Genomic DNA, 25,722 nt, shown 5'->3' with positions numbered 1-25,722 from the left:
AAATGGTATCAGCCATCTGATGAAGCATTACCGCCAGGGGTCACGTCCCCTACACGCTTTTCCATCTGCTTGAGGCGCCGCGCGATGTCGTCGAGCTGGCGGATACGCGCCGCGCTCTTGCGCCACTCGGCAGCCGGTTGCATGGCTGTGCCGGAAGAATAGGCACCCGGCTCGGTAATCGAGTGGGTCACCATGGTCATCCCGGTCAGGAATACGTTGTCACAAATACTGATATGACCCACCAGGCCCACGCCGCCGGCGAGCATGCAGTGCTTGCCGATCTTGGTGCTGCCGGAAATACCGACACAGGCCGCCATGGCGGTGTGGTCACCGACCTGGACGTTGTGGGCGATCTGGATCTGGTTGTCGAGCTTGACGCCATTGCCGATGACGGTATCGGCCAGCGCGCCACGGTCGATCGCGGTATTGACGCCGATCTCCACGTCGTCGCCAATGCTCACGCCGCCGATCTGGGCGATCTTCTGCCAGACGCCTTTCTCATTGGCAAAACCGAACCCTTCACCGCCCAACACCGCGCCGGACTGAATCACCACCCGCTTGCCGATGCGCACATCGTGATACAGGGTGACCCGCGGCGCCAGCCAACCGCCTTCGCCGATCTCGCTGCGCGCACCGATGAAGCAGTGCGCGCCCAGCGTCACGCCAGCGCCAATCCGGGCCGCGCCTTCGATGACGACAAAGGGACCGATACTGGCCGTGGGGTCGACAATGGCATCCGCCGCGATCACCGCACTGGGATGGATGCCTGCCGCCGACTTGGGCTTGGGATCGAACAGATGGGAAATTCGGGCATACGCCAGGTACGGATCGGCCACGACCAGTGCATCGCCAACGAACCCTTCGGCATCGCCGGCTTTGAGCAATAACGCGCCAGCCCGGCTGTCAGCCAGGTATTTGCGGTACTGGGGATTTGCCAGGAAGCTCAACTGAGCTGGGCCAGCCTCTTGCAAAGTGGCTAGCCCAGTGATTGGCTTCTCCGGGTCGCCACGCAGGGTGGCGCCGAGGAACTCGGCCAATTGGCCGAGCTTGATAGTCGCTGTCATGGATTACTTCAGCTGGTTCATGCGCTCGATGACCTGGCGCGTGATGTCATATTGAGGTTTGACATCGATGACCGCACCCCGCTCGAACACCAGGTCGAAACCACCCTTCTTGATGACTTCTTCCACGGCGCTGTCGAGTTTCGGCTTGAGCTGCTTGAGCATTTCACGGTCGGCCACGGCTTTTGCTTCGTTCAGCTCCTTGGACTGGAACTGGAAGTCACGAGCCTTCTGCTTGAATTCAAGCTCCAGGCGTTCGCGCTCGCCTTGGGCCATCTTGTCGCCACCGGCCACCAGACGGTCCTGAATACCCTTCGCGCTGCTTTCCAGGCCCTTGAGCTTGGTCAGTTGCGGACCGAACTTCTTCTCGGCGTCCACGGCATATTTCTTTGCCGCGTCGGACTCCAGCAAGGCCATCTGATAGTTCAGCACGGCGATTTTCATGTCGGCAAAAGCCGGGCCTGCGACCAGCACGGTCGCCAGGAGAACCAATTGAGTCAACTTACGCACGATGTACTCCTACAAAATCCATTGTCGTTATCTTGGGTCAGACGCTTAGAACGTCTGGCCGAGGGAGAATTGGAACACTTGGGTTTCAGCGTCATCCGGCTTCTTGATCGGCATCGCCAACGCGAAGCTCAGCGGACCCAGCGCAGTGACCCAGGTCACGCCCACGCCGACGGAGCTCGCCAGGTTGCTGAGACTGATGTCGTTGCACTTGGTATTGGAAGTCGTACCGTTGGCGTTGGTGGTGTCATCGCAACTGGAGTCGAAGACGTTACCCACGTCCCAGAATACCGAGGTACGCAGGGAGCGCTGATCCTTGACGAACGGCATCGGGAACAGGATCTCCGCACCGCCCTGGATAAGCACGTTACCACCGAACGGCAGCGGATCCTGGTCCGGGTCGGCAATCGTGCCCGGGTTGGTACCGCGGCTCGGCGTACTGCGCGGGCCCAGGGTGCTGTCCTTGAAGCCACGTACCGAGTTGAAACCACCGGCGTAGTAGTTCTCGTAGAACGGCAGGCCGTCGGTCGAACCGTAGCCATCGCCGTAACCCAGCTCGGTGTGCAGGCGCATGGTGTAGTTGTCGGTCAACGGCTGGAACAGCTGGCCGCGATAATCGATCTTGAAGAACGACAGGTCACTGCCAGGCGTGGTGGTTTCCAGCACCAGGCTCTGGGAGCGGCCACGGGTCGCCAGCACACCTTTGTTCAGGGTCGATTCGGACCAGCCGACAGACGCCTTGAAGTTCAGGTAGTTATCGCCTTCCTTCTCGACGAAATCGAAGATCTCGTCGACGGTGTAGCGACCGGTGTTGATCTTGTCCTGCTGAGCAGTCAAACCGAAGGTCAGGCGCGAAGTCTCGCTGATCGGATAGCCGACGTTGACGCCCGCACCCAGGCTGTCCACCGCATAGCTGGAGATGTCGGAGTCGAGTTCGTCATAGTCAGTGGTGCGATAGAAGGCGTTGTAGCCCAGGCTCACACCGTCGGCGGTCCAGTAGGGGTCCACGTAGCCGAAGTTGTAGCGGGTCTGGTATTCGCTACGGGTCAGGCCGACGCTGACCTTGTTGCCGGTACCGAGGAAGTTGTTCTGGGTGATCGAACCACCCAGGATCAGGCCCGCGCTCTGGGCGAAACCGACACTGGCGGTGATCGAGCCAGAGGCTTGTTCCTCGACGCTGTAGTTCACATCGACCTGGTCATCGACGCCCGGTACGGCCGGGGTCTCGACGTTGACTTCCTTGAAGAAGCCCAGGCGTTCCAGGCGGGTCTTGGATTGGTCGATCAGGTAGGTCGACGCCCAGCCGCCTTCCATCTGACGCATTTCACGGCGCAGCACTTCGTCCTCGGACTTGGTGTTGCCACGGAAGTTGATGCGATTGACGTAGGCACGCTTGCCCGGGTCCACGGCGAAGGTGATGTCGACGGTATGGTCTTCATCGTGCGGCTGCGGAACACCGTTGACGTTGGCGAAGGTGTAACCCTCGTTACCCAGGCGGCGGGTGATCAGCTCGGACGTGGTGGTCATCAGCTTGCGCGAGAAAACCTGGCCCTTTTGTACCAGCAGGAGCGACTTGACCTGGTCTTCAGGCACCTTCAGGTCACCGCTGAGCTTGACGTCGCGAACGGTGTATTTCTCGCCTTCGTTGACGTTGACAGTGATGTAGACGTGTTTCTTGTCTGGCGTGATGGACACCTGGGTCGAAGCGATGTCCATGTTGATGTAGCCACGGTCCAGGTAGTAGGAACGCAGGCGTTCCAGGTCACCGGAGAGTTTTTCACGGGCGTACTTGTCGTCGTTCTTGAAGAACGACAGCCAGTTGGTGGTCTTGAGCTCGAACAGGTCGATCAGGTCTTCGTCAGGGAAAACCGTGTTGCCCACCACGTTGATGTGCTGGATGGCTGCGACGGTGCCTTCGTTGATGTTGACCTTGAGGCCGACACGGTTGCGCGGCTGCGGCACGACTTCGGTGTCCACAGTGGCCGAGTAGCGGCCCTGGGCAACGTACTGGCGTTGCAGCTCGTTACGAACACCTTCGAGGGTGGCGCGCTGGAAGATCTCGCCTTCGGCCAGGCCGGATTGCTTGAGGCCTTTCATCAGGTCTTCAGTGGAGATCGCCTTGTTGCCCTCGATCTCGATACTGGCGACCGACGGACGCTCGACTACCGTGATGACCAGGACATTGCCGTCACGGCCCAGCTGGATATCTTGAAAGAAGCCGGTCTTGAACAACGCACGAGTGGATTCCACCAGGCGCCGATCATCCGCTTGCTCGCCGACGTTCAGCGGCAAGGCACCAAAGACGCTACCCGCGGAAACCCGCTGGAGGCCATTGACGCGAATATCAGAGATAGTGAAGGACTCGGCGTGAACTTCGGCGATCATCAATACGGTGAGAACCGCAGTTAGCAGCAGACGTTTCATGAAGTCCTTTCTTATTCCAACTGGCAATAAACAAACTGCCGCAAAACGCGGCAGATTCGCAATTCAGCGAAGCGTTACAGACGACCCAGATCGTTGACCAAGGCAAGCAACATCACCCCGACCACCAAGCTGATACCGATCTGTATCCCCCAACCTTGCACCCGATCCGACAAGGGACGACCACGCGCCCACTCGATCAGATAAAACAGCAGATGCCCCCCATCCAATACCGGGATGGGCAGCAAATTCAGAACTCCCAGGCTAATGCTCAGATACGCAAGGAAATTCAAGAAATCAGCGACGCCCGACTGGGCAGAAGCGCCCGCCACTTTAGCAATGGTTATCGGTCCACTCAAGTTTTTTACCGAGAGCTCGCCGAACAACATTTTCTTCAGCGAGTCCAGGGTCAGGACACTCATGGTCCACGTACGACGCGCGCCCTCGCCAATTGCCGCGAGAGGACCGAAGCTGACCTCGCGAACCATCTCCGGCGGCCAGTCGACAGCCTTGACACCCGCCCCCAGGTAACCGGTCGGCGCCTTGCTCTCGCCACGGGCGGCCAGGGTCACCGGGACGTCGATTGGAGCACCGTCGCGCTCGATGCGCAGCACAATTTTGGTATCAGGACGTACACGAACCGAATCGACCACCTGTTGCCAGTCGCTGACCGACTGGCCATCGAACGCGAGCAAACGGTCACCGGTCTTCAGACCTGCGGCTTGGGCTGGACCTTTCGGATCGAGCTCGGCAAGCACGGGCGGCAGCGCGGGGCGCCATGGGCGGATCCCGAGGGAGCGGATGGGGTCGGGCTCGTCGGCACCCTTGAGCCAGTTGTCGAGCACCAGTTCCCGCGGCGAATCTGCAGTGGAGCCCTCTTCGCGGACCATCATCTGCAGGGAACCGCTCTCACCCAGGCGACGCACCAGCTGCAAGTTGACGGCGGCCCAGCCCGAGGTTGGCTCGCCGTCGATGGCGACGATTTCCTGGCCGGCGCCCAGTCCGGCACGTGCTGCAACGCTTCCCGCCTCGACCGCGCCAATGACCGGTCGTACCTGCTCGCTTCCCAGCATGGCCAGCGCCCAGAAAAACACCAGGGCCAGCAGGAAATTGGCAATCGGCCCCGCCGCGACGATAGCGATACGCTGACGAACGGTCTTACGATTGAAGGACTGGTCGAGCTGGTCGGGCGGCACCTCGCCCTCGCGCTCGTCGAGCATCTTGACGTAGCCACCCAGCGGAATGGCCGCGACGACGAATTCGGTGCCCTGCTTGTCGTGCCAGCGCAACAGAGGCATGCCGAAGCCGACAGAGAAACGAAGAACCTTGACGCCACAGCGACGCGCGACCCAGAAATGGCCGAATTCGTGAAAAGTGACCAGCACCCCCAACGCAACCAGGGTGCCGACAATCATATAGAGCGCGCTCATCTGTTTTCTCCACAATCCTGCCCGGGACAACCCTGGCTAACGTACCGCAGCCTCAACGCCCGTGGCGACTCAACCATTGGCCTGCCAACTGACGAGCCCTGGCATCCACGGTGAATACCGCGTCGAGGTCATCGAGGGAGACCACGGCCTCGAGATTCAAGACTTCCTCGATGATACTCGCGATCTCGAGGTAACGGACACGCCCGTCCAGAAACGCTGCAACCGCCACTTCGTTGGCCGCATTAAGCATGGCCGGCGCGCTGTTGCCCGCCTCGGCCGCCTGTCGTGCCAGGCGCAGGCAGGGAAAGCGCTGCTCATCGGGCGCCTGGAAATCCAGGCGCGCGATCGCGAACAGGTCCAGCGGCGCAACACCCGAGTCGATGCGCTCCGGCCAGGCCAAGGCGTTGGCGATCGGCGTGCGCATGTCCGGGTTACCCAACTGGGCCAGCACCGAACCGTCGACATAATCGACGAGGGAGTGAATCACGCTTTGCGGGTGGATCACCACCTCGACCTGCGATGGCCTGGCGTCAAACAGCCAGCAGGCTTCGATCAACTCCAAGCCCTTGTTCATCATGCTGGCCGAGTCCACGGAAATCTTGCGGCCCATGGACCAGTTCGGGTGGGCGCAGGCCTGTTCCGGCGAAACATGCACCAATTCTTCCAGCGGCGTCTGCCGGAACGGACCACCGGAGGCTGTCAGCAAAATCCGCCGAACCCCTACCGCGCCGAGACCGCGGGAAAAATCCTGCGGCATGCACTGAAAAATCGCATTGTGCTCGCTGTCGATAGGCAGCAACACCGAGCCGCTTTTGCGCACAGCCTGCATGAACAGCGCGCCAGACATTACCAGCGCTTCTTTGTTGGCCAGCAGGATCTTCTTGCCGGCTTCCACCGCCGCCAACGTCGGACGCAAGCCCGCCGCACCAACGATCGCTGCCATCACAGCGTCGACTTCGGGGTCGGAAGCCACCTGGCAGAGCCCCTCCTCCCCTACCAGCACGCGGGTTTGCAAGCCGGCGGCGCGCAGATCGTCCTGCAACGCCCGCGCCACACCAGCCTCAGGCACCACGGCAAACCGCGGAGTGTGGCGGATGCACAACGCCAGCAATTCACTCAAGCGCGTGAATCCACTGAGGGCGAACACCTGGTAGCGCTCCGGGTGCCGGCCGATGACGTCGAGCGTACTCAGGCCAATCGATCCGGTCGCGCCAAGGACAGTGATCTGCTGGGGGCGACTCACGATGCCGCCATCCACAACAGCACCGCGAAGATCGGGATCGCGGCAGTCAGGCTGTCGATGCGATCCAGTACGCCGCCGTGACCCGGCAGCAAGTTACTGCTGTCCTTGATCCCGGACTGACGCTTGAACATGCTTTCGGTCAGGTCGCCGACCACCGACACGAACACGATGAGGGCCGCACTGAACAGCCCCATCAGCAGCTGCGCGACAGTCCAGTCCCGCACGAAACCAACCACCGCCGTGATGACCAGGCTCAAGGCCAGGCCGCCGTAGACGCCTTCCCAGCTTTTGCCAGGACTGACCTTTGGCGCCAGCTTGCGCTTGCCGAAGGCACGACCAGAGAAATAGGCACCTACATCGGCACCCCAGACCAGCACCATCACCGCCATGATCTGCCAGTTGCCCAGCGGCCCCTGCTTGATCCAGATCAGCCCTTGCCAGGCCGGCAGCAGGATCAGCAGGCCGATCAACAACTTGGTCGCGGCATTGGCCCAATGATGCGTCGTCTGCGGATAGGTCAGGACCAGGAAGGTCGCCACCGCCCACCACAGCACTGCCGCACCCAGCACCCAAGGCGCGAGGCCGGGCACCACGTACATGATGAACAGCATGGCGGCCACGGCTGCCGCATAGATCACGCGTGCCGATTGCGCCGCAAAACCCGCCAGCCGCGCCCATTCCCACGCGCCAAGGGTCACGACCAGGCCAATGAACAGGGCGAAGCCCGCACCTTCGAGCAGGAAAAAACCACCCAAGGCGATGGGCAACAGGATCAGGGCAGTGATGATTCGTTGTTTTAGCATTTATACCCGGGCCCCAGCTTCGATCTGCTCGCTCGTTTTACCGAAACGACGCTGACGGGAAGCGAAATCGGCCAGCGCGGTGCGCATGGCTTCGTGTTTGAAGTCCGGCCAGAACAGGTCGGAGAAGTACAGCTCGGCGTAAGCCAGCTGCCACAGCAGGAAATTGCTGATGCGGTGTTCGCCACCGGTGCGGATGCACAGGTCCGGCAGCGGCAGGTCGCCGGTTGCCAGACAGGTTTGCAACAGCTCAGGAGTAATGTCTTCGGGCCGCAGATGACCGGCCTGGACTTCCCGCGCCAGTCGCTGGGCCGCCTGGGCGATGTCCCACTGGCCGCCATAGTTGGCCGCGATTTGCAGGACAAACCGATCGGCGCCAGCCGTGGCTGACTCAGCCTCACGCATTGCCGCCTGCAGTTCCGGATGAAAACGCGAACGATCGCCGATGATGCGCAAGCTGATCTTGTTGTCGTTGAGGCGCTTGGCCTCGCGACGCAGAGCCTTGAGAAACAGGTCCATCAAGGCACTGACTTCATCGGCCGGCCGCTGCCAGTTCTCACTGGAGAAGGCGAACAGGGTCAGCACCTCGACCCCTGCCTCGGCGCACACCTCGATGACCGCACGCACTGCATCGACCCCCGCCTTGTGCCCGGCGACGCCAGGCATAAAGCGTTTCTTGGCCCAGCGGTTGTTGCCGTCCATGATGATCGCCACGTGGCGCGGCACCGCGAACGGCACGGCCTGCTTGGTCTTTTCCATGAAAACGAGACCCTTATACGGCCATCAGGTCTTTTTCTTTCTCGTCCGTGGCCTTGCTGATCTGGGCCTCGAATTCCTTGGTCAACTTATCGATATCAGCGATGGCACGACGCTCTTCGTCTTCGCTGATTTCCTTGTCCTTGACCAGCTTCTTCAGGTCACCCAACGCGTCACGACGGATATTGCGCACGGCAACACGCGCGTCTTCCGCTGCGCTACGGGCCTGCTTGGTGAAGCCTTTGCGCGTTTCCTCGGTGAGGGCCGGCATCGAAATCAGCAGCAGCTCGCCCAGGTTAGTGGGGTTGAGGTTCAGACCGGCGCTCTGGATCGCCTTGTCTACAGCAGCGAGCATGTTGCGCTCGAAAGCCACGACCTGCAGGGTGCGCGAGTCTTTCACGGTGACGTTGGCGACGCTGCTCAGCGGCGTGTCAGTGCCGTAGTAAGGCACCATGACGCTGCCGAGGATGCTCGGGTGAGCCTTGCCGGTACGAATCTGGCCGAATGCGTGGCTCAGGGACTCCAGGGATTTGCGCATGCGCTCTTGAGCGTCTTTCTTGATTTCATTGATCATTGCTTGCCTTCCTCGATCAGTGTTCCTTCGGCGCCGCCATGGACGATATTGAGCAGGGCACCGGGTTTGTTCATGTTGAAAACGCGCAGAGGCATCTTGTGGTCGCGGCACAGGCAGATAGCCGTCAGGTCCATTACACCCAGCTTGCGATCCAGCACTTCATCGTAGGTCAGATGATCGAACTTCTCGGCATGCGGGTCTTTGAACGGGTCAGCGGTGTACACACCATCCACCTTGGTTGCCTTGAGCACGACATCGGCGTCGATCTCGATCGCTCGCAGGCACGCAGCCGAATCCGTGGTGAAGAACGGATTACCGGTACCGGCGGCGAAAATCACCACTTCCTTGGAGTTGAGGTGGCGCATGGCTTTGCGGCGATCGTAGTGATCGGTCACGCCAACCATGGAAATGGCCGACATCACGATGGCCGAGATATTGGCACGCTCGAGCGCGTCGCGCATAGCCAGGGCGTTCATCACAGTGGCCAGCATGCCCATGTGGTCGCCTGTGACCCGATCCATGCCGGCCGCGCTCAGCGCTGCGCCGCGGAACAGGTTGCCGCCGCCGATGACCAGGCCGACCTGGACGCCGATCCCGACCAACTGGCCAACTTCCAGGGCCATGCGATCCAGCACTTTCGGGTCGATCCCGAACTCTTCCGAGCCCATCAGGGCCTCGCCGCTAAGCTTGAGTAGAATGCGTTTATAGCGAGCCTGATAACCACTGCCCTGCTGAGCCATTGCGAATCTCTCCTGCGGCGTATTCTCAAAAATTCTTTGCAAGCTGTTTTCAGCCTGCGTTCACTCTAGTCTGACGCTGACACAGCGCCATCGGAACACGGCTTTGTAAGCCAGTTCCGGCAGGAAACCAATATAAATCGGCATCCCATCCAAAAAGAGGCTGCGCGCGTTAAGCGGGCAGCCTCTTCTGGGCGACGTTATGAAAACCGTCTTATTGCTTGCTGGCAGCAGCTACCTGGGCAGCAACTTCTTCAGCGAAGTTGTCGACCGGCTTCTCGATACCTTCGCCCACTTTGAAGTAGGTGAAGGAAACGATTTCAGCGCCGGCTTTCTTCGCCAGGTCGCCAACCTTGATTTCCGGGTTCTTGACGAACGCCTGCTCGACCAGGCTGGCTTCGGCCAGGAACTTGGAAATACGGCCGCTGACCATTTTCTCGGCGATTTCAGCAGGCTTGCCTTTCAGCTTCTCTTCGTTCAGCTGCAGGAAAACGCCCTTCTCGCGCTCGATCGCTTCAGCCGAAACGTCCGAAGGCAGCAGGAACTCAGGGTTGGTCGCAGCCACGTGCATGGCGATGTCTTTCGCCAGCTCGGTATCGCCGCCCTTCAGGACAACTGCAACACCGATCTTGTTGCCGTGCAGGTAGGTACCGACCACGTCACCTTCAACGCGAACCAGGCGACGGATGTTGACGTTTTCGCCGGTCTTGCCAACCAGTACCAGGCGCGCTTCTTCCTGAGCTTCGATCAGCGGAGCTGCGTCGGTCAGTTTGTCAGCGAAGGCCTTGTCGACGCTGGCAGCGACGAATGCCTTGAAGTCGTCTTGCAGGGCCAGGAAGTCGGTCTGGGAGTTGACTTCCAGCAGAACGGCGGCTTTACCGTCGTCCTTGATGGCGATGGCGCCTTCAGCGGCAACGTTGCCGGCTTTCTTGGCTGCCTTGATGGCGCCCGAAGCACGCATGTCATCAATGGCTTTCTCGATGTCGCCGCCAGCCTTGGTCAAGGCTTTCTTGCAATCCATCATGCCTTCGCCGGTACGCTCGCGCAGTTCTTTGACCAACGCTGCAGTAATCTCTGCCATTTCAAAATCCTCTTGGATAGGTTTTCAACCATTCCACCCGATCGAACGGGCGATCAATTCTTCCCGAAAAACCACTGCTTATAGGCCGCGGCAGGTTACAAAAAAGTCACTGCACTGGCGGCAAATGGTTTTCGAGGTGGCAAAAAGGGGGCCAAGCCCCCTTTTTGCTTACTGAGTCAACGCCAGGGGCGTCGATTACTCAGCGGCTGCTGCCGGAGCTTCGTCAGCTGCGAACTCAACAGTACCGCCAGAAACATTGTTGCGACCACGGATCACAGCATCAGCCATCGAACCCATGTACAGCTGGATGGCGCGAATGGCGTCATCGTTGCCTGGGATGATGTAGTCAACGCCTTCCGGGCTGCTGTTGGTATCGACAACGCCGATGACCGGGATACCCAGCTTGTTGGCTTCGGTGATCGCGATGCGCTCGTGGTCAACGTCGATCACGAACAGTGCGTCAGGCAGACCGCCCATGTCCTTGATACCGCCCAGGGAGCGGTCCAGCTTCTCAAGATCGCGAGTGCGCATCAGCGCTTCTTTCTTGGTCAGCTTGGCGAAAGTACCGTCTTCGGACTGGACTTCAAGGTCACGCAGACGCTTGATGGAAGCGCGAATGGTCTTGAAGTTGGTCAGCATGCCGCCCAACCAGCGGTGATCGACGTACGGCGAACCGCAACGTGCTGCTTCTTCAGCAACGATCTTGCCAGCGGAACGCTTGGTGCCGACGAACAGAATCTTGTTTTTGCCCTGGGCCAGGCGCTCTACGAAGGTCAGTGCTTCGTTGAACATCGGCAGGGTTTTTTCAAGGTTGATGATGTGGATCTTGTTACGCGCGCCGAAAATGTACTTGCCCATTTTCGGGTTCCAGTAACGGGTCTGGTGACCGAAGTGCACACCGGCCTTCAGCATATCGCGCATGTTGACTTGGGACATGATAGTTCCTTGATAAGTCGGGTTTGGCCTCCACGTATCCCAATGACCAACCAGTGGCTATACAGCCAAAGGCACCCAGGTCATCGTGTCGACACGTGTGTGGATTTAAGCTTACGGGGTCATCCCCGGAAAGCGGCGCATTTTATACCACAGCAAGGGCGAAAACGAAACCCGGATTCTGAAATCCTAGAGAAGCACCCTTGTCCTGCCCTTCCATCGGCTGTGAATACACACCCTTATAGACAGAAGCGATGCACGCAGGCGCGGATTTGCCTTGCTCGTCTGTTAGAATCGCGTTTTTCAGGGCCGCATGGATCATCATCCACCGCCCATTTCGTTTTGAACAGCGCCGTCGGGCGCAGAGAGAGCCTGTATGACCGTTACCCTCAAGACGCCCGAGGACATCGCAAAAATGCGTGTCGCCGGCAAACTCGCCGCCGAAGTGCTGGAGATGATCGCCGACTACGTCAAGCCGGGCGTGACCACGGAAGAGCTGGACCGCATCTGCCACGACTATATCGTCAACGAGCAGAAAGCCATCCCGGCCCCGCTCAACTACAAAGGCTTCCCGAAGTCGATCTGCACCTCGATCAACCATGTGGTCTGCCACGGCATCCCCAACGAGAAACCGTTGAAGGACGGCGACACCTTGAACATCGACGTCACCGTCATCAAGGACGGCTACCACGGCGACACCAGCCGCATGTTCCATGTCGGCAACGTGCCGGAGTGGGCCGAGCGCCTGTCCAAGGTCACCCAGGAATGCATGTACATGGCCATCGAGCTGGTGAAACCGGGCTGCCGCCTGGGCGACATCGGCGAAGTGATCCAGAAGCACGCGCAAAAGAACGGGTTTTCGGTGGTGCGCGAGTTCTGCGGCCACGGCATTGGCAAGGTGTTTCACGAAGAACCGCAGATCCTGCACTACGGCCGTGCCGGCACCGGCATGGAACTGCAGGCTGGCATGACCTTCACCATCGAGCCGATGATCAACCAGGGCCGCGCCGACACCAAGGTATTGGGCGACGGTTGGACTGCCATTACCAAGGATCGCAAGCTGTCGGCGCAGTGGGAACACACGCTGCTGGTGACCGAGACCGGCTACGAGATCTTTACCCTGCGCAGCGACGACACCATCCCGCGCGTTTCCGCCTGACCCGTAACCAGCCTATAGATATAGATAGAAAGGAAAGCCATTCGATGCCGCAGGTGGATCCCGAACTCTTCGACCGCGGCCAGTTCCAGGCTGAACTGGCCCTGAAGGCAAGCCCCATCTCGGCGTTCAAGAAGGCGATCCGCCAAGCGCATGAAGTGCTCGACCAGCGCTTTCGCAGTGGCCGCGATATCCGCCGGCTGATCGAAGACCGCGCCTGGTTCGTTGATAACATCCTGCAAAAGGCCTGGGAACAGTTCAATTGGAGTGAAGACGCCGACATCGCCCTGGTGGCAGTGGGCGGATATGGGCGCGGAGAGCTGCACCCCTACTCCGATATCGACCTGCTGATCCTGCTGGACAGTGCCGACCATGAAGTTTTCCGCGACTCCATCGAGCGGTTCCTGACGTTGCTGTGGGACATCGGCCTGGAAGTCGGCCAGAGCGTACGCTCGGTGCAGGAATGCGCCGACGAGGCCCGCGCCGACCTGACGGTGATCACCAACCTGATGGAAAGCCGCACCATCGCCGGCCCCGAGCGCCTGCGCCAGCGCATGCTCGACGTCACCAGTACGGCGCAAATGTGGCCGAGCAAGGATTTCTTCCTGGCCAAGCGCGCCGAACAAAAGGCCCGTCACCACAAGTACAACGACACCGAGTACAACCTGGAACCCAACGTCAAGGGCTCGCCTGGCGGGCTGCGGGATATCCAGACCATCTTGTGGGTCGCCCGTCGCCAGTACGGCACGTTGAACCTGCGAGCCCTGGCCGGCGAGGGTTTCCTGGTGGAAAGCGAAAATGCCCTGTTGGCGTCGTCCCAGGAGTTTTTGTGGAAGGTCCGCTACGCACTCCATATGCTCGCCGGGCGCTCCGAGGACCGCCTGCTGTTCGATCACCAGCGTTCCATCGCCGGCCTGCTGGGTTTCGAAGGACAGGACGCCAAGCAATCCATCGAAAACTTCATGCAGCAGTATTACCGCGTGGTGATGAGCATCGCCCAGCTCAGCGAACTGATCATCCAGCATTTCGAGGAGGTGATCCTCGCCCCCGAAGATGAAGAGCCGCCGCAGCCGATCAACTCCCGCTTTCAACTGCACGACGGCTACATCGAAGCGCGCAACGCCAACGTATTCCGCCGCACGCCGTTTGCCATGCTCGAGATTTTCGTGCTGATGGCCCAGCAGCCGGAAATCAAGGGCGTGCGCGCCGATACCATTCGCCTGCTGCGGGAAAACCGTCACCTGATCGATGACGATTTTCGCCATGACATTCGCAACACCAGCCTGTTCATCGAACTGTTCAAGTGCAAGATCGGTGTGCACCGCAACCTGCGCCGCATGAACCGCTACGGAATCCTCGGCCGCTACCTGCCGGAGTTCGGTTTCATCGTCGGGCAGATGCAACACGACCTGTTCCACATCTATACGGTCGATGCCCACACCCTGAACCTGATCAAGCACCTGCGTAAGCTGCAATACACCCAGGTATCAGAGAAATTCCCGCTGGCCAGCAAACTCATGGCCAAGCTGCCCAAGCCCGAGCTGATCTACATGGCCGGGCTATACCACGACATTGGCAAGGGCCGCCAGGGCGACCATTCCGAGATTGGCGCGGTGGATGCCGAGGCGTTCTGCCAGCGGCACCAACTGCCGGTATGGGACAGCCGGCTGATCGTCTGGCTCGTCCAGAACCACCTGGTGATGTCGACCACCGCCCAGCGCAAGGACCTGTCCGACCCGCAGGTCATCCATGACTTCGCCCAGATCGTCGGTGATGAAACGCGCCTGGATTACCTCTACGTACTGACCGTGGCAGACATCAACGCCACCAACCCGAGCCTGTGGAATTCCTGGCGCGCGAGCCTGTTGCGCCAGCTCTACACCGAGACCAAGCGAGCCCTGCGCCGCGGCCTGGAGAATCCGGTGGACCGCGAGGAGCAGATCCGTCGTACCCAGAGCGCGGCCCTGGACATCCTGGTGCGCGGCGGCACCGATCCGGACGATGTCGAGCAGCTCTGGTCGCAGTTGGGCGATGACTACTTCCTGCGCCACACCGCCGGCGACGTGGCCTGGCACAGCGACGCGATCCTGCAGCAGCCGGCCGATGGCGGCCCGCTGGTGTTGATCAAGGAAACCACGCAGCGCGAGTTCGAGGGCGGTACGCAGATTTTCATCTATGCACCGGACCAGCACGACTTCTTCGCCGTGACCGTGGCGGCGATGGACCAACTCAACCTCAACATCCATGACGCCCGGGTCATCACGTCCACCAGCCAGTTCACCCTCGACACCTACATCGTGCTCGACACCGACGGCGATTCGATCGGCGACAACCCGGCGCGGGTCAAGCAGATTCGCGACGGCCTCACCGAAGCCCTGCGCAACCCGGCGGACTACCCGACCATCATCCAGCGCCGCGTGCCGCGCCAGCTCAAGCATTTCGCCTTCGCGCCACAAGTGACGATCCACAACGACGCCCAGCGCCAGGTCACCGTGCTGGAACTCAGCGCGCCAGATCGCCCGGGCCTGCTGGCGCGGGTCGGCCATATCTTCCTGGAGTTCGACCTTTCGCTGCAAAACGCCAAGATCGCCACGCTCGGCGAGCGGGTGGAGGACGTGTTCTTCATTACCGACGCACACAACCAGCCGTTGTCCGATCCGCAGTTGTGCAGCCGCTTGCAGGAGGCGATCGTGCAGCATTTGAGCGTCAACCAGGAACCCGACATCAACCTGACGCGAATCAGCATCTGATCGCGTCATGATTCAGCCGATTTGAGAGATTGCGCAACGATGAACAACGCCCTGTCCCAGCTCCAGCCCTACCCGTTCGAAAAACTGCGCGCCCTGCTCGGCAGCGTCACGCCGAACCCGGACAAGCGTCCGATCGCGCTGTCCATCGGCGAGCCCAAGCACCGTTCACCGAGCTTTGTAGCTGAGGCGCTGGCCAGCAATCTGGAAAAAATGGCGGTGTACCCGACCACCCTCGGCATCCCGGAGCTGCGCGAAGCCATCGCTGGTTGGTGCGAGCGTCGCTTCAATGTGCCAAGCGGCTGGCTCGACCCGGCGCGCCATGTGCTGCCGGTCAACGGCACCCGTGAAGCCTTGTTCGCCTTCACCCAGACCGTGGTCAACCGGGGCGACGACGCCCTGGTGGTGAGCCCGAACCCGTTCTATCAAATCTACGAAGGCGCAGCGTTCCTGGCCGGCGCCAAACCGCACTACCTGCCGTGCCTGGACGCGAACGGCTTCAACCCGGATTTCGATGCGGTCTCGCCAGAGATCTGGAAACGCTGCCAGATCCTGTTCCTGTGCTCGCCTGGCAACCCGACCGGCGCCTTGATCCCGGTGGACGTGCTGAAGAAACTCATCGCCCTGGCGGACGAATACGACTTCGTCATCGCCTCGGACGAGTGCTACAGCGAACTCTACTTCGACGAACAGACCCCGCCGCCAGGGCTGCTGACTGCCTGCGTTGAACTGGGCCGCAAGGACTTCAAGCGCTGCGTGGTGTTCCACAGCCTGTCCAAGCGCTCCAACCTGCCCGGCCTGCGCTCCGGTTTCGTGGCCGGCGACGCCGACATCCTCAAGGGCTTCCTGCTGTACCGCACCTATCACGGCTGCGCGATGCCGGTTCAGACCCAACTGGCAAGCATTGCCGCGTGGAACGACGAAGTGCACGTACGGGCCAACCGCGCGCTTTACCGGGAAAAGTTCGATGCGGTGCTGGAAATCCTCAGCCCAGTGCTGGATGTGCAACGCCCCGATGGCAGCTTCTACCTGTGGCCGAACGTGGCGGGCGATGACGCAGCCTTCTGCCGCGACCTGTTCGAACAGGAACACGTGACGGTCGTGCCCGGCTCTTACCTGTCCCGCGAAGTAGATGGCGTCAACCCAGGCGCCGGGCGCGTGCGCATGGCCCTGGTCGCGCCATTGGCTGAATGCGTGGAAGCGGCGGAGCGAATCCGCGCGTTCATCCAGCGTCGGGGTTGATGGCTGTATCGGGGCTGTTGTGGCGAGGGGATTTATCCCCGCTGGGCTACGCAGCGGCCCCAGCAAGTCAACTCAATTTGCCTGATAGAACCGGGCCCCCTGGGTTTTGGGCCGCTTCGCGCCCCAGCGGGGATAAATCCCCTCGCCACAGGTTCAGTGCTTCACAGGTATTTTTGTATTTGCCTTTCGATTTATCGCGAACAAGCTTTGCTCCCACCGTGGAGTTGTGTGGCTCACACAACCTATGATCGATACCGGATCCTGTGGGAGCAAAGCCTGCTCGCGATGAGGCCGGCACTTATTGCATCAAGTCCGAAGCTCTACCCGATCCAGGCACTTGTTCGCCAACAACATCCCCAACTCAATCATCTGGGCCACCCCCAACGCTACATGCCGTCGCGAGCCGTCCTGATCGAAGGCGAGGTCGTTGAGCATTGCATTGGCCGAAGCCAGGGTTTCGCTGAGATTGGCCAGCAACACTTCCGTGTCGATACCGTCAGCCACAGTGAATAACTGTACTGAGGGTTTGGGTTCCGACTTGCTGTCGTCATCAGGCTTGAGATATTGATCCAGCACACGGTCAGCTGCCTCTTGCAGCTTTTCGGGAGCATAGTCGCCGTAGGGAAAAGTGGAGGCAGATTTTGGTGGGTTTGGAGTTTCTTTGATCATTTGGATGCTTCTTGGGTGTTGGAGCCGCCACAAAGCCTTCTCACGGACTAGAGAGTGGCAGCCGTACGCGGGGTGAGAATCCGGGTCAAACACCCACTAAATACCCGGCCATGTCGAAACATGCCCGCGCACAGCCGCCATAACATGATGTATGGACGAAACGCGCCTGCACTTTATATGGCGGGCGCTTATGCGCATAGTGGGTATTCGGATTCTCACGTCCGGCCGCTGAATTGGCAGCGACACCCAGAGGCTAGAGCCCTCGCTTCCGACGGACAACCTTAAAAACTTGTCGGAAACTTCGGCGCGTCTGACAGACGACAATCTGTCTGCTCAGACAAGAAAAGACATAAAACCTACCGCGGACGCCAAGCCTTTGATTTCGCTAAAGTTGTACACCGAAAGACCTCATTTAACCCTGTGACGAGGGTTCAAGCTGGCTTGAATTCGCTATTGCCGGTAGCCATAATCGACCCCGTCACCAGCGAGAGCTGGCAGGAGTCTGGGTCCCTCTCGGGGTTGACCCAGCGGCGCAGAAAGGGCGAAGCAAGCTCAACTGCGTGCCGATTGAAGCCGCCTTCGGGCGGCTTTGCTTTTTCATGAGGATAAGGAATGCCTCTTTATTACCATCCCAAGCAAGGCGATGTTCTTCTTTGCGACTTCAAGCGAGGCTTTGTCGCGCCTGAAATGCTGAAAATCCGCAAGGTGGTGGTGATCTCCCCGACTGCCACACACAGTCGCAAGCTCTGTACCGTAGTGCCGATTTCCTCCACAACGCCACAGACTCAGCAGGACTGGCACCACCTGCTCCGCAACAATCCCCTCCAGTCCGATGGCTACAAAGAACTGTGGGTGAAGTGCGACATGATCTATACGGTGAGTTTTGAACGTCTGGACAAGCTGCACAAAAAGACTCGATCCAAGGGTCGAGAGTACTTCGTTCCTCGCCTGGGCTCTGAAGACATGCAAGGCGTGATCGCCGGTGTGAAGGCCTACCTTCCGCTCTGACCCTGCCGTTATTTACCCAACCCCAAATTCGCCTCCGCCAAATCCAACTCCCCCAGCACCTCACGCAACACATCATCGCCAATCTGGTGATGACGGCTGAGGCGATACAACTCCAACCGCTGCGCCCGATAAGCCTTCAAGCGCAGCCGGCGTTCCAGCAGGTCCATCTCCAACGCCAACGCCTGCGCTTCGGCGGAGTCGTTGAACACCTTCAACTGATGGCGATACTCAGACATCAGCCGCGCCTTGACCTCGGTCGCCAGCGCCGCCTGGGCCGCATCCGGCGTACTGGTCGCTTCGGTCGGCTCCTCCACTTCCAACGCATGGATCGCCGCTTCAGCAGTTTTACGCCAAGCCTCGCGAACTTCGTTGCGACGCTTGTCGTCGGGGCTTTTCTCGATACCTCGCAGCAGCAACGGCAAGGCGATACACGCCGCTATCAACGACAACAGAATCACCCCGGCGGCGATGAAGATCAGCAGGTCCCGCTCGGGAAACGCCTCCCCCGCCCCCAGCAGCAACGGCACCGACAGCACGCCCGCCAGCGTCACCGCCCCGCGCACCCCGCCAAACGTCAGCAGCCAGCAAGAGCGCGCGGTCGGCACCAGGGTCAACTCGCCCTTGCCGCGCCAGCGGCGCAACAGCCCGGACACGCGCCAGATGCTTTGCACCCAGACAAACCGCAGCACCAACAACACCAGGAAAATCGCCACCACCTCAAGGCAGCGATAGAACAGGATTGGCCACAATGTCGTCTCGTGGCTGGTCACTGCCTTGATGATGTCCGGCAGTTGCAAGCCCAGCAGCAGGAAGATCAAGCCATTGAAGGCGAATTCCAGCAGCGACCAGACGCTGCGATTGAGCAACCGCGTGCCGGTCTGGCGCGGCAGCAGGTCGAGCCAACTCTGCATCATCCCCGCAGCCACCGCCGAGAGAATTCCGGAAGCGCCCAAGCGTTCGGCCAGCACATAGGCGGCAAACGGCAACAGGAGCATGAACACCACGTGGGTGGCCGGATCGTCCCAGCCCCGGGCGATCATCCCGGCCCGCAAGCGGCCCACCAGCCAACTCAACGCCACGCCCACCAACAGGCCGCCGACCGCCACCAGGACGAAAGCCAGGCTCGCGCCCGCCAGGGAAAACACGCCGGTGATCGCCGCTGCCAGGGCAAACTTGAAGGTCACCAGGCCCGACGCATCGTTCATCAGCGCTTCGCCTTGGAGCATGTGCATCAACGGCGCAGGCAGGCGGTCGCGGGCGATCGCCGAGACCGCCACGGCATCGGTCGGCGACAACACCGCCGCCAGGGCGAAGGCCACCGGCAATGGGATACTCGGCAAGAGCCAATGAACGAAATACCCCGCACCAACTACCGTAAACAGCACCAACCCCACCGCCAGCGTCAGGATCGGCCCGCGCAGGCGCCACAACTCGCGCTTGGGCATGCGCCAACCGTCGGAGAACAGCAGCGGTGGCAGGAAGAGAAACAGGAACAACTCAGGATCAAGGGCCACATGCAGGCCCAGGGACGGCCAGGCCAGCAAGGCACCGGCACCGATCTGCACCAGAGGCAGCGGCAATGGGATCAAGCGTCCAATCAGGCGCGACACGCCCACCAGCATCAACAGGATCAGGACGGTATAGGCGCTTTGCATAACGGACTTCCACTGACAGCCATACACATCTCCGGCAACAGCTGGCCGGTGAAGTGCCATATTAACTGCCAAGACGAACCGCTGCCGTTGCACATTGGTCGCACCTCAACGGTGCCAATGCGCAATCGCCTCTTGGCCGCTCCCAACCTCCACGCGGCAGGAGCGACCGGCGACTATCCGAAGCTAAACAGCTCGTTCAGCGGCACTGAGGGTCGAGCGGGCCGAGACGAAATCAACGCTGTCGCCTTCATTGTCACTGTCTTCCCCGGTCTGTTCGGCCATCGACGTTTCGACCAAGGGCAACATTCCCTGTAGCTCATCCTGATGGGCTGGACCGGTGGAAAGCCTGTCCAACGCGGCGGAAGCCTTGTCCGCCAACGGCTGGGTCATCACAGCCGTGGTCACCCAGGCGGCGAGTACCGGGGCCATCGTGGCGGTGACGGTCGCCTTGCCAGCCGCCGCGACACCCGCGGGCGAGAACCCGGCGTTCCTGGCCGCGTTGACAGCGGCGGTCTGGGCCATGCCGATCGCCGTAATACCGCCGGCCAACGCGCCGAGACCACTGACCAAGCCAGTCGGCGTAACCAGGGCTTGCAGCGATTTGCTGCCATCGCGCATCGCGTCCAGCGGCAGGCTGCCAACCCGCTTGGCAATACCCATCGCGGCATTCCCTACGCCATAATTCTTGAGGTCCTTGTAACGCTGGTGCCAGTCTTGACGACCCAACAGGTATTCCGGGCCGATCCGGTGTTTCGATTTGTCGATGGAATGCTGCAGGTCGTAGGCAGCCATGCCTGAAAGTGGAGACCCGACGGCGGCTATCACCGAATCCACCTTGCTGCCCGTCTGCGCATCGACGGTCTTCGTCACGACGGGCTGGACGACCGTGCGCAGTACATTCCGCGCGGTAAAGGTCTGGAAGGTCAGGCTGCCCTCGAGGGCCTGGGTCCCCAGGCTCGGCTTCACCGCCTCGGCGGCCTCCTGCATGACTGGTTCCAGCTCGGCATGTTCGGCCACCAGCCACTGGGTGTCGCTGGTGGCGCGTTTCATCAGGCCATTGCCGACCGTGTCGGTAGCGCTGCTGACCAGGCCGGCAATCGCCGACAGCGCCAACGGGGCGGTGATCGAGCCATTGCCGGTCACCGCCGGGGCGAAGTCCAGCGCGATGGACGCTGCGCCGAAGGGCACCGAACGAAGAAATCCAACAGTGTCATGGGCCGCGCGATCCAGCCGCGAGCCCTTGGTCAGGACGGCATCGACGCTTTCAGCGGTTTCGCCATCATCGGCCAAGGTACGCGAACGATCATCGATCAGTGCTTCGAAAGCCTCGCGATTGGCGCCGTTCATATGCGGCTCGAACACCCGGGTGAGCTGGGCCTTGATGGCGCCAGTCCGATTTGCAAGGTCCTGTGCAGCCGTAACAGGTCCGATCGGGACGGATGCAACGGTCCCGGTGGTCGACGTTGTGGAAGGAGGCGGGAGTGTGTCTTCAGGTTGACTCGTCAATGTGTGGTGCGGTGTCAGGGGGATCAAATCCATGGGCGGGGCCTCTTGTGCGCAAAAGTGCTGGGTGTACCCGTGCTGTGTGGTGGCCCCCATCCCATTGGTTCCGCCTCGTCCGATCCGTCGCGACAGTCAGGGCACTGAAAGCAATGACGTGGCATAATCGTCGGCTGATTTTCAGGACGATACCGGGAACGTTTTGGAGGAGCATTCATGCCCAATGAAAACAAGCACTTACAGCTCTTCGGCATCAAAGCCTGCGATACCATGAAAAAAGCACGCACCTGGCTCGATGAGCACGCGGTGAGCTACGACTTTCACGATTACAAAATTGCCGGCATCGACCGTGAGCACCTGACCCAATGGTGCGACGAGCATGGCTGGCAAGTGGTGTTGAACCGCGCCGGTACGACCTTTCGCAAACTCGACGACGAACGCAAAGCCGATCTCGACCAGACGAAAGCCATCGAACTGATGCTCGCCCAACCCTCGATGATCAAGCGCCCGGTGCTCGATCTCGGTGACCGAACCCTGATTGGCTTCAAGCCAGATATTTATGCGGCAGAGATCAAGTAAGCCTGCCCAGTTCATTTCGTAGAGGTAATTTCATGTCCACTACCCTGTTCAGCCTGGCCTTCGGCGTCGGCACCCAAAACCGTGAAGGCGCCTGGCTGGAAGTCTTCTACGCACAGCCATTGCTCAACCCAGCAGCCGAGATTGTCGCAGCCATCGCGCCAATCCTTGGCTACAGCGAAGGCAACCAGGCCATTACCTTTACCACCGCCCAAGCCTCACAACTGGCCGAGGCACTGCGTAGCGTCGATGCCGCGCAAGCCAAGCTGCTGACCCGCCTGGCCGAAAGCCACAAGCCACTGGTCGCCACCCTGCTGGCCGAAGACGGCCAACTGAGCTCCACCCCTGAGGCGTACCTCAAGCTGCACCTGCTGTCCCATCGCCTGGTCAAGCCCCACGGCCTGAACCTGGCGGGCATTTTCCCACTGTTGCCGAACGTGGCCTGGACCAGCCAGGGCGCGATCGACCTGGCGGAACTGGCCGAGCACCAGCTCGAAGCCCGCCTGCGCGGCGAGCTGCTGGAAGTGTTCTCGGTGGACAAGTTCCCGAAAATGACCGACTACGTGGTCCCGGCCGGCGTGCGCATCGCCGATGCCGCGCGTCTGCGCCTGGGCGCCTACGTGGGCGAAGGCACCACGGTCATGCACGAAGGTTTCGTCAACTTCAACGCCGGCACCGAAGGCCCGGGCATGATCGAAGGCCGTGTCTCGGCGGGCGTGTTCGTCGGCAAGGGTTCGGACCTGGGCGGCGGTTGCTCGACCATGGGCACCCTGTCGGGCGGCGGCAACATCGTGATCAAGGTGGGCGAAGGCTGCCTGATCGGCGCCAATGCCGGCATCGGCATCCCGCTGGGCGACCGCAACACCGTGGAGTCGGGCCTGTACGTGACCGCTGGCACCAAAGTGAAGCTGCTGGACGAAAACAACCAACTGGTGAAAGTGGTCAAGGCCCGCGACCTGGCCGGCCAACCCGACCTGTTGTTCCGCCGCAACTCCGAGACCGGCGCGGTGGAATGCAAGACGCACAAGTCGGCCATCGAGCTGAACGAAGCACTGCACGCACACAACTAAGCTCCCCCCTCACCTGTGGGAGCGAGACAGCTCCCACAGGGTCCGGCGTAACTCCAGCAGGGCCCGAAAGCATGTTGATTCAATCCCCCTGGCGTGCCGATTTCCCGGCCGTCGCTGCCCTGCAACGGCAAGGCCAGACTTACCTGGACAATGCCGCCACCACACAAAAGCCCCAAGTCCTGCTCGACGCACTGGCGTATTACTACGCCAACGGCGCCGCCAATGTGCACCGGGCTCAACACTTGCCCGGCGCCCTGGCCACCCAGGCATTCGAAGACAGTCGCGCCAAGGTTTCGCAATGGCTCAACGCGGGAGACTGCGGGCAGGTGGTTTTCACCCACGGCGCCACTTCGGCGTTGAACCTCCTCGCCTACGGATTGGAACATCTGTTCAACCCGGGCGATGAGATTGTCATCAGCGCCCTGGAGCATCACGCCAACCTGCTGCCCTGGCAGCAACTGGCCGAGCGGCGCGCGTTGACGCTGGTGGTGCTGCCGCTGGACACCGACGGCATGATCGACAGCACAGCCGCCGCAGAGCTGATCGGACCGCGCACACGCCTGTTGGCCGTCAGCCAGTTATCCAATGTTCTCGGCACCTGGCAGCCGCTGCCGGCCCTGCTGGCGATGGCCAAGGCACAGGGCGCGCTGACGGTCATTGATGGCGCCCAGGGCGTGGTCCACGGCCGTCATGATGTGCAGGCCTTGGGCTGCGATTTCTACGTGTTCTCCAGCCACAAACTCTACGGCCCCGAAGGCTTGGGCGTGCTGTTCGGCCGCACAGAAGCGCTCAGTCAGCTGCGTCACTGGCAGTTTGGCGGCGAAATGGTGCAGCAAGCCGACTACCACAGCGCAACCTTTCGTGTGGCGCCGCTGGGTTTGGAAGCGGGGACGCCGCCCATTGCCAGCGTGATCGGCCTGGGGGCGACGCTGGATTATCTGTCCAATCTGGACGGGCAAGCAGTCTTGGACCATGAAGCAGCGCTGCACGACTATTTGATTGGCGGCCTGTTGGCGCGCAACGGCGTGCGCCTGGTGGGCAATCCACAACTGGCCCTGGCCAGCTTCGTGGTCGAAGGCATCCACAACGCTGACCTGGCGCACCTGCTGACTGAGCAAGGCATTGCCGTGCGTGCCGGGCATCACTGCGCGATGCCGCTGTTCAAGCATTTGAAGCTTTCCGGGGCAATCCGGGTGTCGCTGGCGTTGTACAACGACTCCGCCGATATCGAGCGTTTCTTCGAGGCCTTGGACCAGGCCCTGGAGATGTTGCGATGAACTTGCCTGACGATGCTGTCGCCGCTCTGCAGATTTTCCAGGACGCCTCAGGCTGGGAACAACGCGCCCGAATGCTGATGCAATGGGGCGAACGCCTGCCGCCACTGAACGACGCAGACAAGTGCGAGGCCAACCTCGTCCATGGCTGTGAAAGCCAGGTCTGGCTGGTGGGGCGGTTGCACGACGGGCACTGGCAGTTTGCCGCCAACAGCGATGCGCGGTTGATCCGGGGGTTGGTGGCGTTGCTGCTGGCGCGGGTCAATGGCTTATCCACTGAAGAATTACGGCAGGTGGACTTGTCGGACTGGTTCAATCAGCTGGGGTTGTCGCGACAGTTGTCACCGTCGCGCAGCAATGGCTTGAATGCGGTGCTACAGCGGATGCGCGAATTGGCGCAATAGCTGTGGCGAGCGGTCACTGTTCGGGCTTGACCCTGTCTGTCGGCCGCCGCACGCCCGCCACGATCTTATCCACAGCCTTGGTCGCCGCGACCATGCCAAACGTCGCCGTGACCATCATCACCGCGCCAAACCCTCCGGCGCAGTCAAGCTTGACGCCGTCACCGACAAAACTTTTCTGCAAGCAAATGCTGCCATCGGGTTTCGGATAGCGCAGTTGTTCGGTGGAGAACACACAAGGCACGCTGTAATGACGGGTCACGGTGCGGGAGAAACCGTAGTCGCGGCGCAAGGTAGAGCGCACCTTCGAGGCCAGCGGATCGTTGAACGTGCGATTGAGGTCGCAGACCTGGATCAGCGTCGGGTCGATCTGCCCGCCCGCACCGCCGGTCGTGATGATCTGGATCTTGCGGCGCTTGCACCAGGCGATCAATGCGGCCTTGGCGTTGACGCTGTCGATGCAGTCGATCACACAATCGATGTTCGGCGTGATGTACTCGGCCATCGTGTCACGGGTCACGAAGTCCGCCACCGCGTGCACGGTGCAATCGGGATTGATGCCGCGCAGCCGCTCGGCCATCACCTCGACCTTGGGCTTGCCGACGGTGCTGTCCAGGGCATGCAACTGGCGGTTGGCGTTGCTGACGCAGACGTCGTCCAGGTCGAACAGTGAAATCTCGCCCACGCCGCAACGGGCAATGGCTTCCGCTGCCCAGGAACCGACGCCACCAACGCCGACAATCGCCACATGGGCCGCCCGCAAGCGCTCCAGGCCATCGAGGCCATACAAACGGGCAATGCCGGCAAACCGTGGATCTTCTGTACTCATGACCATTACCCCAAAAACCGGCGCGCATTATAGGGCTTTGCCGCAAGTTTTG

Annotated in this window: 23 protein-coding genes; 8 read left to right on the top strand and 15 right to left on the bottom strand. The window is 60.9% G+C overall.

The window, feature by feature from the left end; all coding sequences use genetic code 11:
* Positions 1-8: 8 nt before the first annotated feature.
* From lpxD to rpsB, 11 genes are all read right to left on the bottom strand, one after another.
* Positions 9-1,064, bottom strand: coding sequence for a UDP-3-O-(3-hydroxymyristoyl)glucosamine N-acyltransferase (lpxD, locus tag JZ00_RS17255; RefSeq protein ID WP_039591977.1), 1,056 nt, complete (start codon positions 1,062-1,064; stop codon positions 9-11).
* Positions 1,065-1,067: 3 nt separating this feature from the next.
* Complete coding sequence (locus JZ00_RS17250) at positions 1,068-1,571, bottom strand: OmpH/Skp family outer membrane protein (RefSeq protein WP_003184901.1); 504 nt, start codon at positions 1,569-1,571, stop codon at positions 1,068-1,070.
* Positions 1,572-1,616: 45 nt separating this feature from the next.
* The gene (gene bamA, locus JZ00_RS17245; RefSeq protein WP_039591978.1) at positions 1,617-3,992 is read right to left on the bottom strand and encodes an outer membrane protein assembly factor BamA; all 2,376 of its coding nucleotides are present in this window, start codon (positions 3,990-3,992) and stop codon (positions 1,617-1,619) included.
* 74 nt (positions 3,993-4,066) lie between these two features.
* The gene (rseP, locus tag JZ00_RS17240; protein WP_039591979.1) at positions 4,067-5,419 is read right to left on the bottom strand and encodes a sigma E protease regulator RseP; all 1,353 of its coding nucleotides are present in this window, start codon (positions 5,417-5,419) and stop codon (positions 4,067-4,069) included.
* Between the two features lie 52 nt (positions 5,420-5,471).
* Positions 5,472-6,662 carry a 1-deoxy-D-xylulose-5-phosphate reductoisomerase gene (ispC, locus tag JZ00_RS17235; protein ID WP_039592205.1) on the bottom strand — a complete coding sequence of 397 codons (1,191 nt, stop codon included), beginning with the start codon at positions 6,660-6,662 and terminating at the stop codon, positions 5,472-5,474.
* The gene (locus JZ00_RS17230; protein ID WP_039591980.1) at positions 6,659-7,465 is read right to left on the bottom strand and encodes a phosphatidate cytidylyltransferase; all 807 of its coding nucleotides are present in this window, start codon (positions 7,463-7,465) and stop codon (positions 6,659-6,661) included. Before JZ00_RS17230 ends, ispC begins: the two co-directional genes overlap by 4 nt.
* On the bottom strand, positions 7,466-8,221 hold the full coding sequence (gene uppS / locus JZ00_RS17225; RefSeq protein WP_039591981.1) for a polyprenyl diphosphate synthase: 756 nt from the start codon (positions 8,219-8,221) through the stop codon (positions 7,466-7,468).
* Between the two features lie 13 nt (positions 8,222-8,234).
* Positions 8,235-8,792: a ribosome recycling factor gene (frr, locus tag JZ00_RS17220; RefSeq protein WP_039591982.1), complete on the bottom strand. Its 558-nt coding sequence runs from the start codon at positions 8,790-8,792 to the stop codon at positions 8,235-8,237.
* The gene (gene pyrH, locus JZ00_RS17215; RefSeq protein ID WP_039591983.1) at positions 8,789-9,532 is read right to left on the bottom strand and encodes a UMP kinase; all 744 of its coding nucleotides are present in this window, start codon (positions 9,530-9,532) and stop codon (positions 8,789-8,791) included. The genes frr and pyrH overlap by 4 nt, the downstream gene beginning before the upstream one ends.
* A gap of 211 nt (positions 9,533-9,743) precedes the next feature.
* Positions 9,744-10,610 (bottom strand): translation elongation factor Ts, encoded by an 867-nt coding sequence (gene tsf, locus JZ00_RS17210; protein WP_030139490.1) that lies wholly within the window; start codon positions 10,608-10,610, stop codon positions 9,744-9,746.
* 195 nt (positions 10,611-10,805) lie between these two features.
* The gene (gene rpsB, locus JZ00_RS17205) at positions 10,806-11,546 is read right to left on the bottom strand and encodes a 30S ribosomal protein S2 (protein ID WP_039591984.1); all 741 of its coding nucleotides are present in this window, start codon (positions 11,544-11,546) and stop codon (positions 10,806-10,808) included.
* A gap of 373 nt (positions 11,547-11,919) precedes the next feature.
* Here rpsB and map point away from each other — a divergent pair, with 373 nt between their 5' ends.
* From map to dapC, 3 genes are read left to right on the top strand one after another with little or no spacing between them, the layout of a single operon-like run.
* The gene (map, locus tag JZ00_RS17195) at positions 11,920-12,702 is read left to right on the top strand and encodes a type I methionyl aminopeptidase (protein ID WP_030139491.1); all 783 of its coding nucleotides are present in this window, start codon (positions 11,920-11,922) and stop codon (positions 12,700-12,702) included.
* A 44-nt stretch (positions 12,703-12,746) separates the two neighbouring features.
* Positions 12,747-15,449: a [protein-PII] uridylyltransferase gene (locus tag JZ00_RS17190; protein ID WP_039591986.1), complete on the top strand. Its 2,703-nt coding sequence runs from the start codon at positions 12,747-12,749 to the stop codon at positions 15,447-15,449.
* Between the two features lie 39 nt (positions 15,450-15,488).
* Complete coding sequence (gene dapC / locus JZ00_RS17185; RefSeq protein ID WP_039591987.1) at positions 15,489-16,688, top strand: succinyldiaminopimelate transaminase; 1,200 nt, start codon at positions 15,489-15,491, stop codon at positions 16,686-16,688.
* A 306-nt stretch (positions 16,689-16,994) separates the two neighbouring features.
* Here dapC and JZ00_RS17180 read toward each other — a convergent pair whose 3' ends face one another.
* Positions 16,995-17,357, bottom strand: a complete 363-nt coding sequence (locus JZ00_RS17180; RefSeq protein WP_039591988.1) for a DUF6124 family protein — start codon at positions 17,355-17,357, stop codon at positions 16,995-16,997.
* Positions 17,358-17,969: 612 nt separating this feature from the next.
* On the opposite strand from JZ00_RS17180, the gene JZ00_RS17175 reads away from it, so the two are divergent.
* On the top strand, positions 17,970-18,365 hold the full coding sequence (locus JZ00_RS17175) for a type II toxin-antitoxin system PemK/MazF family toxin (protein WP_039591991.1): 396 nt from the start codon (positions 17,970-17,972) through the stop codon (positions 18,363-18,365).
* Between the two features lie 8 nt (positions 18,366-18,373).
* On the opposite strand, the gene JZ00_RS17170 is transcribed toward JZ00_RS17175, so the two are convergent.
* Positions 18,374-20,020, bottom strand: a complete 1,647-nt coding sequence (locus JZ00_RS17170; RefSeq protein ID WP_039591992.1) for a Na+/H+ antiporter — start codon at positions 20,018-20,020, stop codon at positions 18,374-18,376.
* 183 nt (positions 20,021-20,203) lie between these two features.
* A complete protein-coding gene (locus JZ00_RS17165; RefSeq protein ID WP_230633436.1) occupies positions 20,204-21,367 on the bottom strand; it encodes a type III effector protein RopAA in 1,164 nt (387 codons plus the stop codon).
* Positions 21,368-21,736: 369 nt separating this feature from the next.
* Between JZ00_RS17165 and JZ00_RS17160 the strand changes: the two genes are divergently transcribed.
* The 4 genes from JZ00_RS17160 (at position 21,737) to JZ00_RS17145 (ending at position 24,844) form a co-directional block, all read left to right on the top strand.
* Positions 21,737-22,099, top strand: a complete 363-nt coding sequence (locus JZ00_RS17160; protein ID WP_039591994.1) for an ArsC family reductase — start codon at positions 21,737-21,739, stop codon at positions 22,097-22,099.
* Between the two features lie 32 nt (positions 22,100-22,131).
* Positions 22,132-23,166: a 2,3,4,5-tetrahydropyridine-2,6-dicarboxylate N-succinyltransferase gene (gene dapD / locus JZ00_RS17155; RefSeq protein WP_039591995.1), complete on the top strand. Its 1,035-nt coding sequence runs from the start codon at positions 22,132-22,134 to the stop codon at positions 23,164-23,166.
* A gap of 71 nt (positions 23,167-23,237) precedes the next feature.
* Entirely contained in the window at positions 23,238-24,443 is a 1,206-nt protein-coding gene (locus JZ00_RS17150; RefSeq protein WP_039591996.1) for an aminotransferase class V-fold PLP-dependent enzyme, read from the top strand.
* Entirely contained in the window at positions 24,440-24,844 is a 405-nt protein-coding gene (locus tag JZ00_RS17145) for a SufE family protein (protein ID WP_039591997.1), read from the top strand. Before JZ00_RS17150 ends, JZ00_RS17145 begins: the two co-directional genes overlap by 4 nt.
* A 13-nt stretch (positions 24,845-24,857) precedes the next feature.
* Here JZ00_RS17145 and tcdA read toward each other — a convergent pair whose 3' ends face one another.
* On the bottom strand, positions 24,858-25,676 hold the full coding sequence (gene tcdA / locus JZ00_RS17140; protein WP_039591998.1) for a tRNA cyclic N6-threonylcarbamoyladenosine(37) synthase TcdA: 819 nt from the start codon (positions 25,674-25,676) through the stop codon (positions 24,858-24,860).
* Between the last annotated feature and the right edge of the window lie 46 nt (positions 25,677-25,722).

This window comes from Pseudomonas frederiksbergensis, from assembly GCF_000802155.2.
Classification (GTDB): Bacteria; Pseudomonadota; Gammaproteobacteria; order Pseudomonadales; family Pseudomonadaceae; genus Aquipseudomonas; species Aquipseudomonas frederiksbergensis_A.
This window is presented reverse-complemented; position numbering and strand designations above follow the sequence as displayed.

Coding starts and splice junctions, on each gene's coding strand:
- lpxD (WP_039591977.1), bottom strand. CDS start 1,064: ATGACAGCGACTATCAAGCTCGGCCAATTGGCCGAGTTCCTCGGCGCC.
- bamA (WP_039591978.1), bottom strand. CDS start 3,992: ATGAAACGTCTGCTGCTAACTGCGGTTCTCACCGTATTGATGATCGCC.
- rseP (WP_039591979.1), bottom strand. CDS start 5,419: ATGAGCGCGCTCTATATGATTGTCGGCACCCTGGTTGCGTTGGGGGTG.
- JZ00_RS17230 (WP_039591980.1), bottom strand. CDS start 7,465: ATGCTAAAACAACGAATCATCACTGCCCTGATCCTGTTGCCCATCGCC.
- uppS (WP_039591981.1), bottom strand. CDS start 8,221: ATGGAAAAGACCAAGCAGGCCGTGCCGTTCGCGGTGCCGCGCCACGTG.
- frr (WP_039591982.1), bottom strand. CDS start 8,792: ATGATCAATGAAATCAAGAAAGACGCTCAAGAGCGCATGCGCAAATCC.
- pyrH (WP_039591983.1), bottom strand. CDS start 9,532: ATGGCTCAGCAGGGCAGTGGTTATCAGGCTCGCTATAAACGCATTCTA.
- tsf (WP_030139490.1), bottom strand. CDS start 10,610: ATGGCAGAGATTACTGCAGCGTTGGTCAAAGAACTGCGCGAGCGTACC.
- rpsB (WP_039591984.1), bottom strand. CDS start 11,546: ATGTCCCAAGTCAACATGCGCGATATGCTGAAGGCCGGTGTGCACTTC.
- map (WP_030139491.1), top strand. CDS start 11,920: ATGACCGTTACCCTCAAGACGCCCGAGGACATCGCAAAAATGCGTGTC.
- JZ00_RS17190 (WP_039591986.1), top strand. CDS start 12,747: ATGCCGCAGGTGGATCCCGAACTCTTCGACCGCGGCCAGTTCCAGGCT.
- dapC (WP_039591987.1), top strand. CDS start 15,489: ATGAACAACGCCCTGTCCCAGCTCCAGCCCTACCCGTTCGAAAAACTG.
- JZ00_RS17180 (WP_039591988.1), bottom strand. CDS start 17,357: ATGATCAAAGAAACTCCAAACCCACCAAAATCTGCCTCCACTTTTCCC.
- JZ00_RS17175 (WP_039591991.1), top strand. CDS start 17,970: ATGCCTCTTTATTACCATCCCAAGCAAGGCGATGTTCTTCTTTGCGAC.
- JZ00_RS17170 (WP_039591992.1), bottom strand. CDS start 20,020: ATGCAAAGCGCCTATACCGTCCTGATCCTGTTGATGCTGGTGGGCGTG.
- JZ00_RS17165 (WP_230633436.1), bottom strand. CDS start 21,367: ATGAACGGCGCCAATCGCGAGGCTTTCGAAGCACTGATCGATGATCGT.
- JZ00_RS17160 (WP_039591994.1), top strand. CDS start 21,737: ATGCCCAATGAAAACAAGCACTTACAGCTCTTCGGCATCAAAGCCTGC.
- dapD (WP_039591995.1), top strand. CDS start 22,132: ATGTCCACTACCCTGTTCAGCCTGGCCTTCGGCGTCGGCACCCAAAAC.
- JZ00_RS17150 (WP_039591996.1), top strand. CDS start 23,238: ATGTTGATTCAATCCCCCTGGCGTGCCGATTTCCCGGCCGTCGCTGCC.
- JZ00_RS17145 (WP_039591997.1), top strand. CDS start 24,440: ATGAACTTGCCTGACGATGCTGTCGCCGCTCTGCAGATTTTCCAGGAC.
- tcdA (WP_039591998.1), bottom strand. CDS start 25,676: ATGGTCATGAGTACAGAAGATCCACGGTTTGCCGGCATTGCCCGTTTG.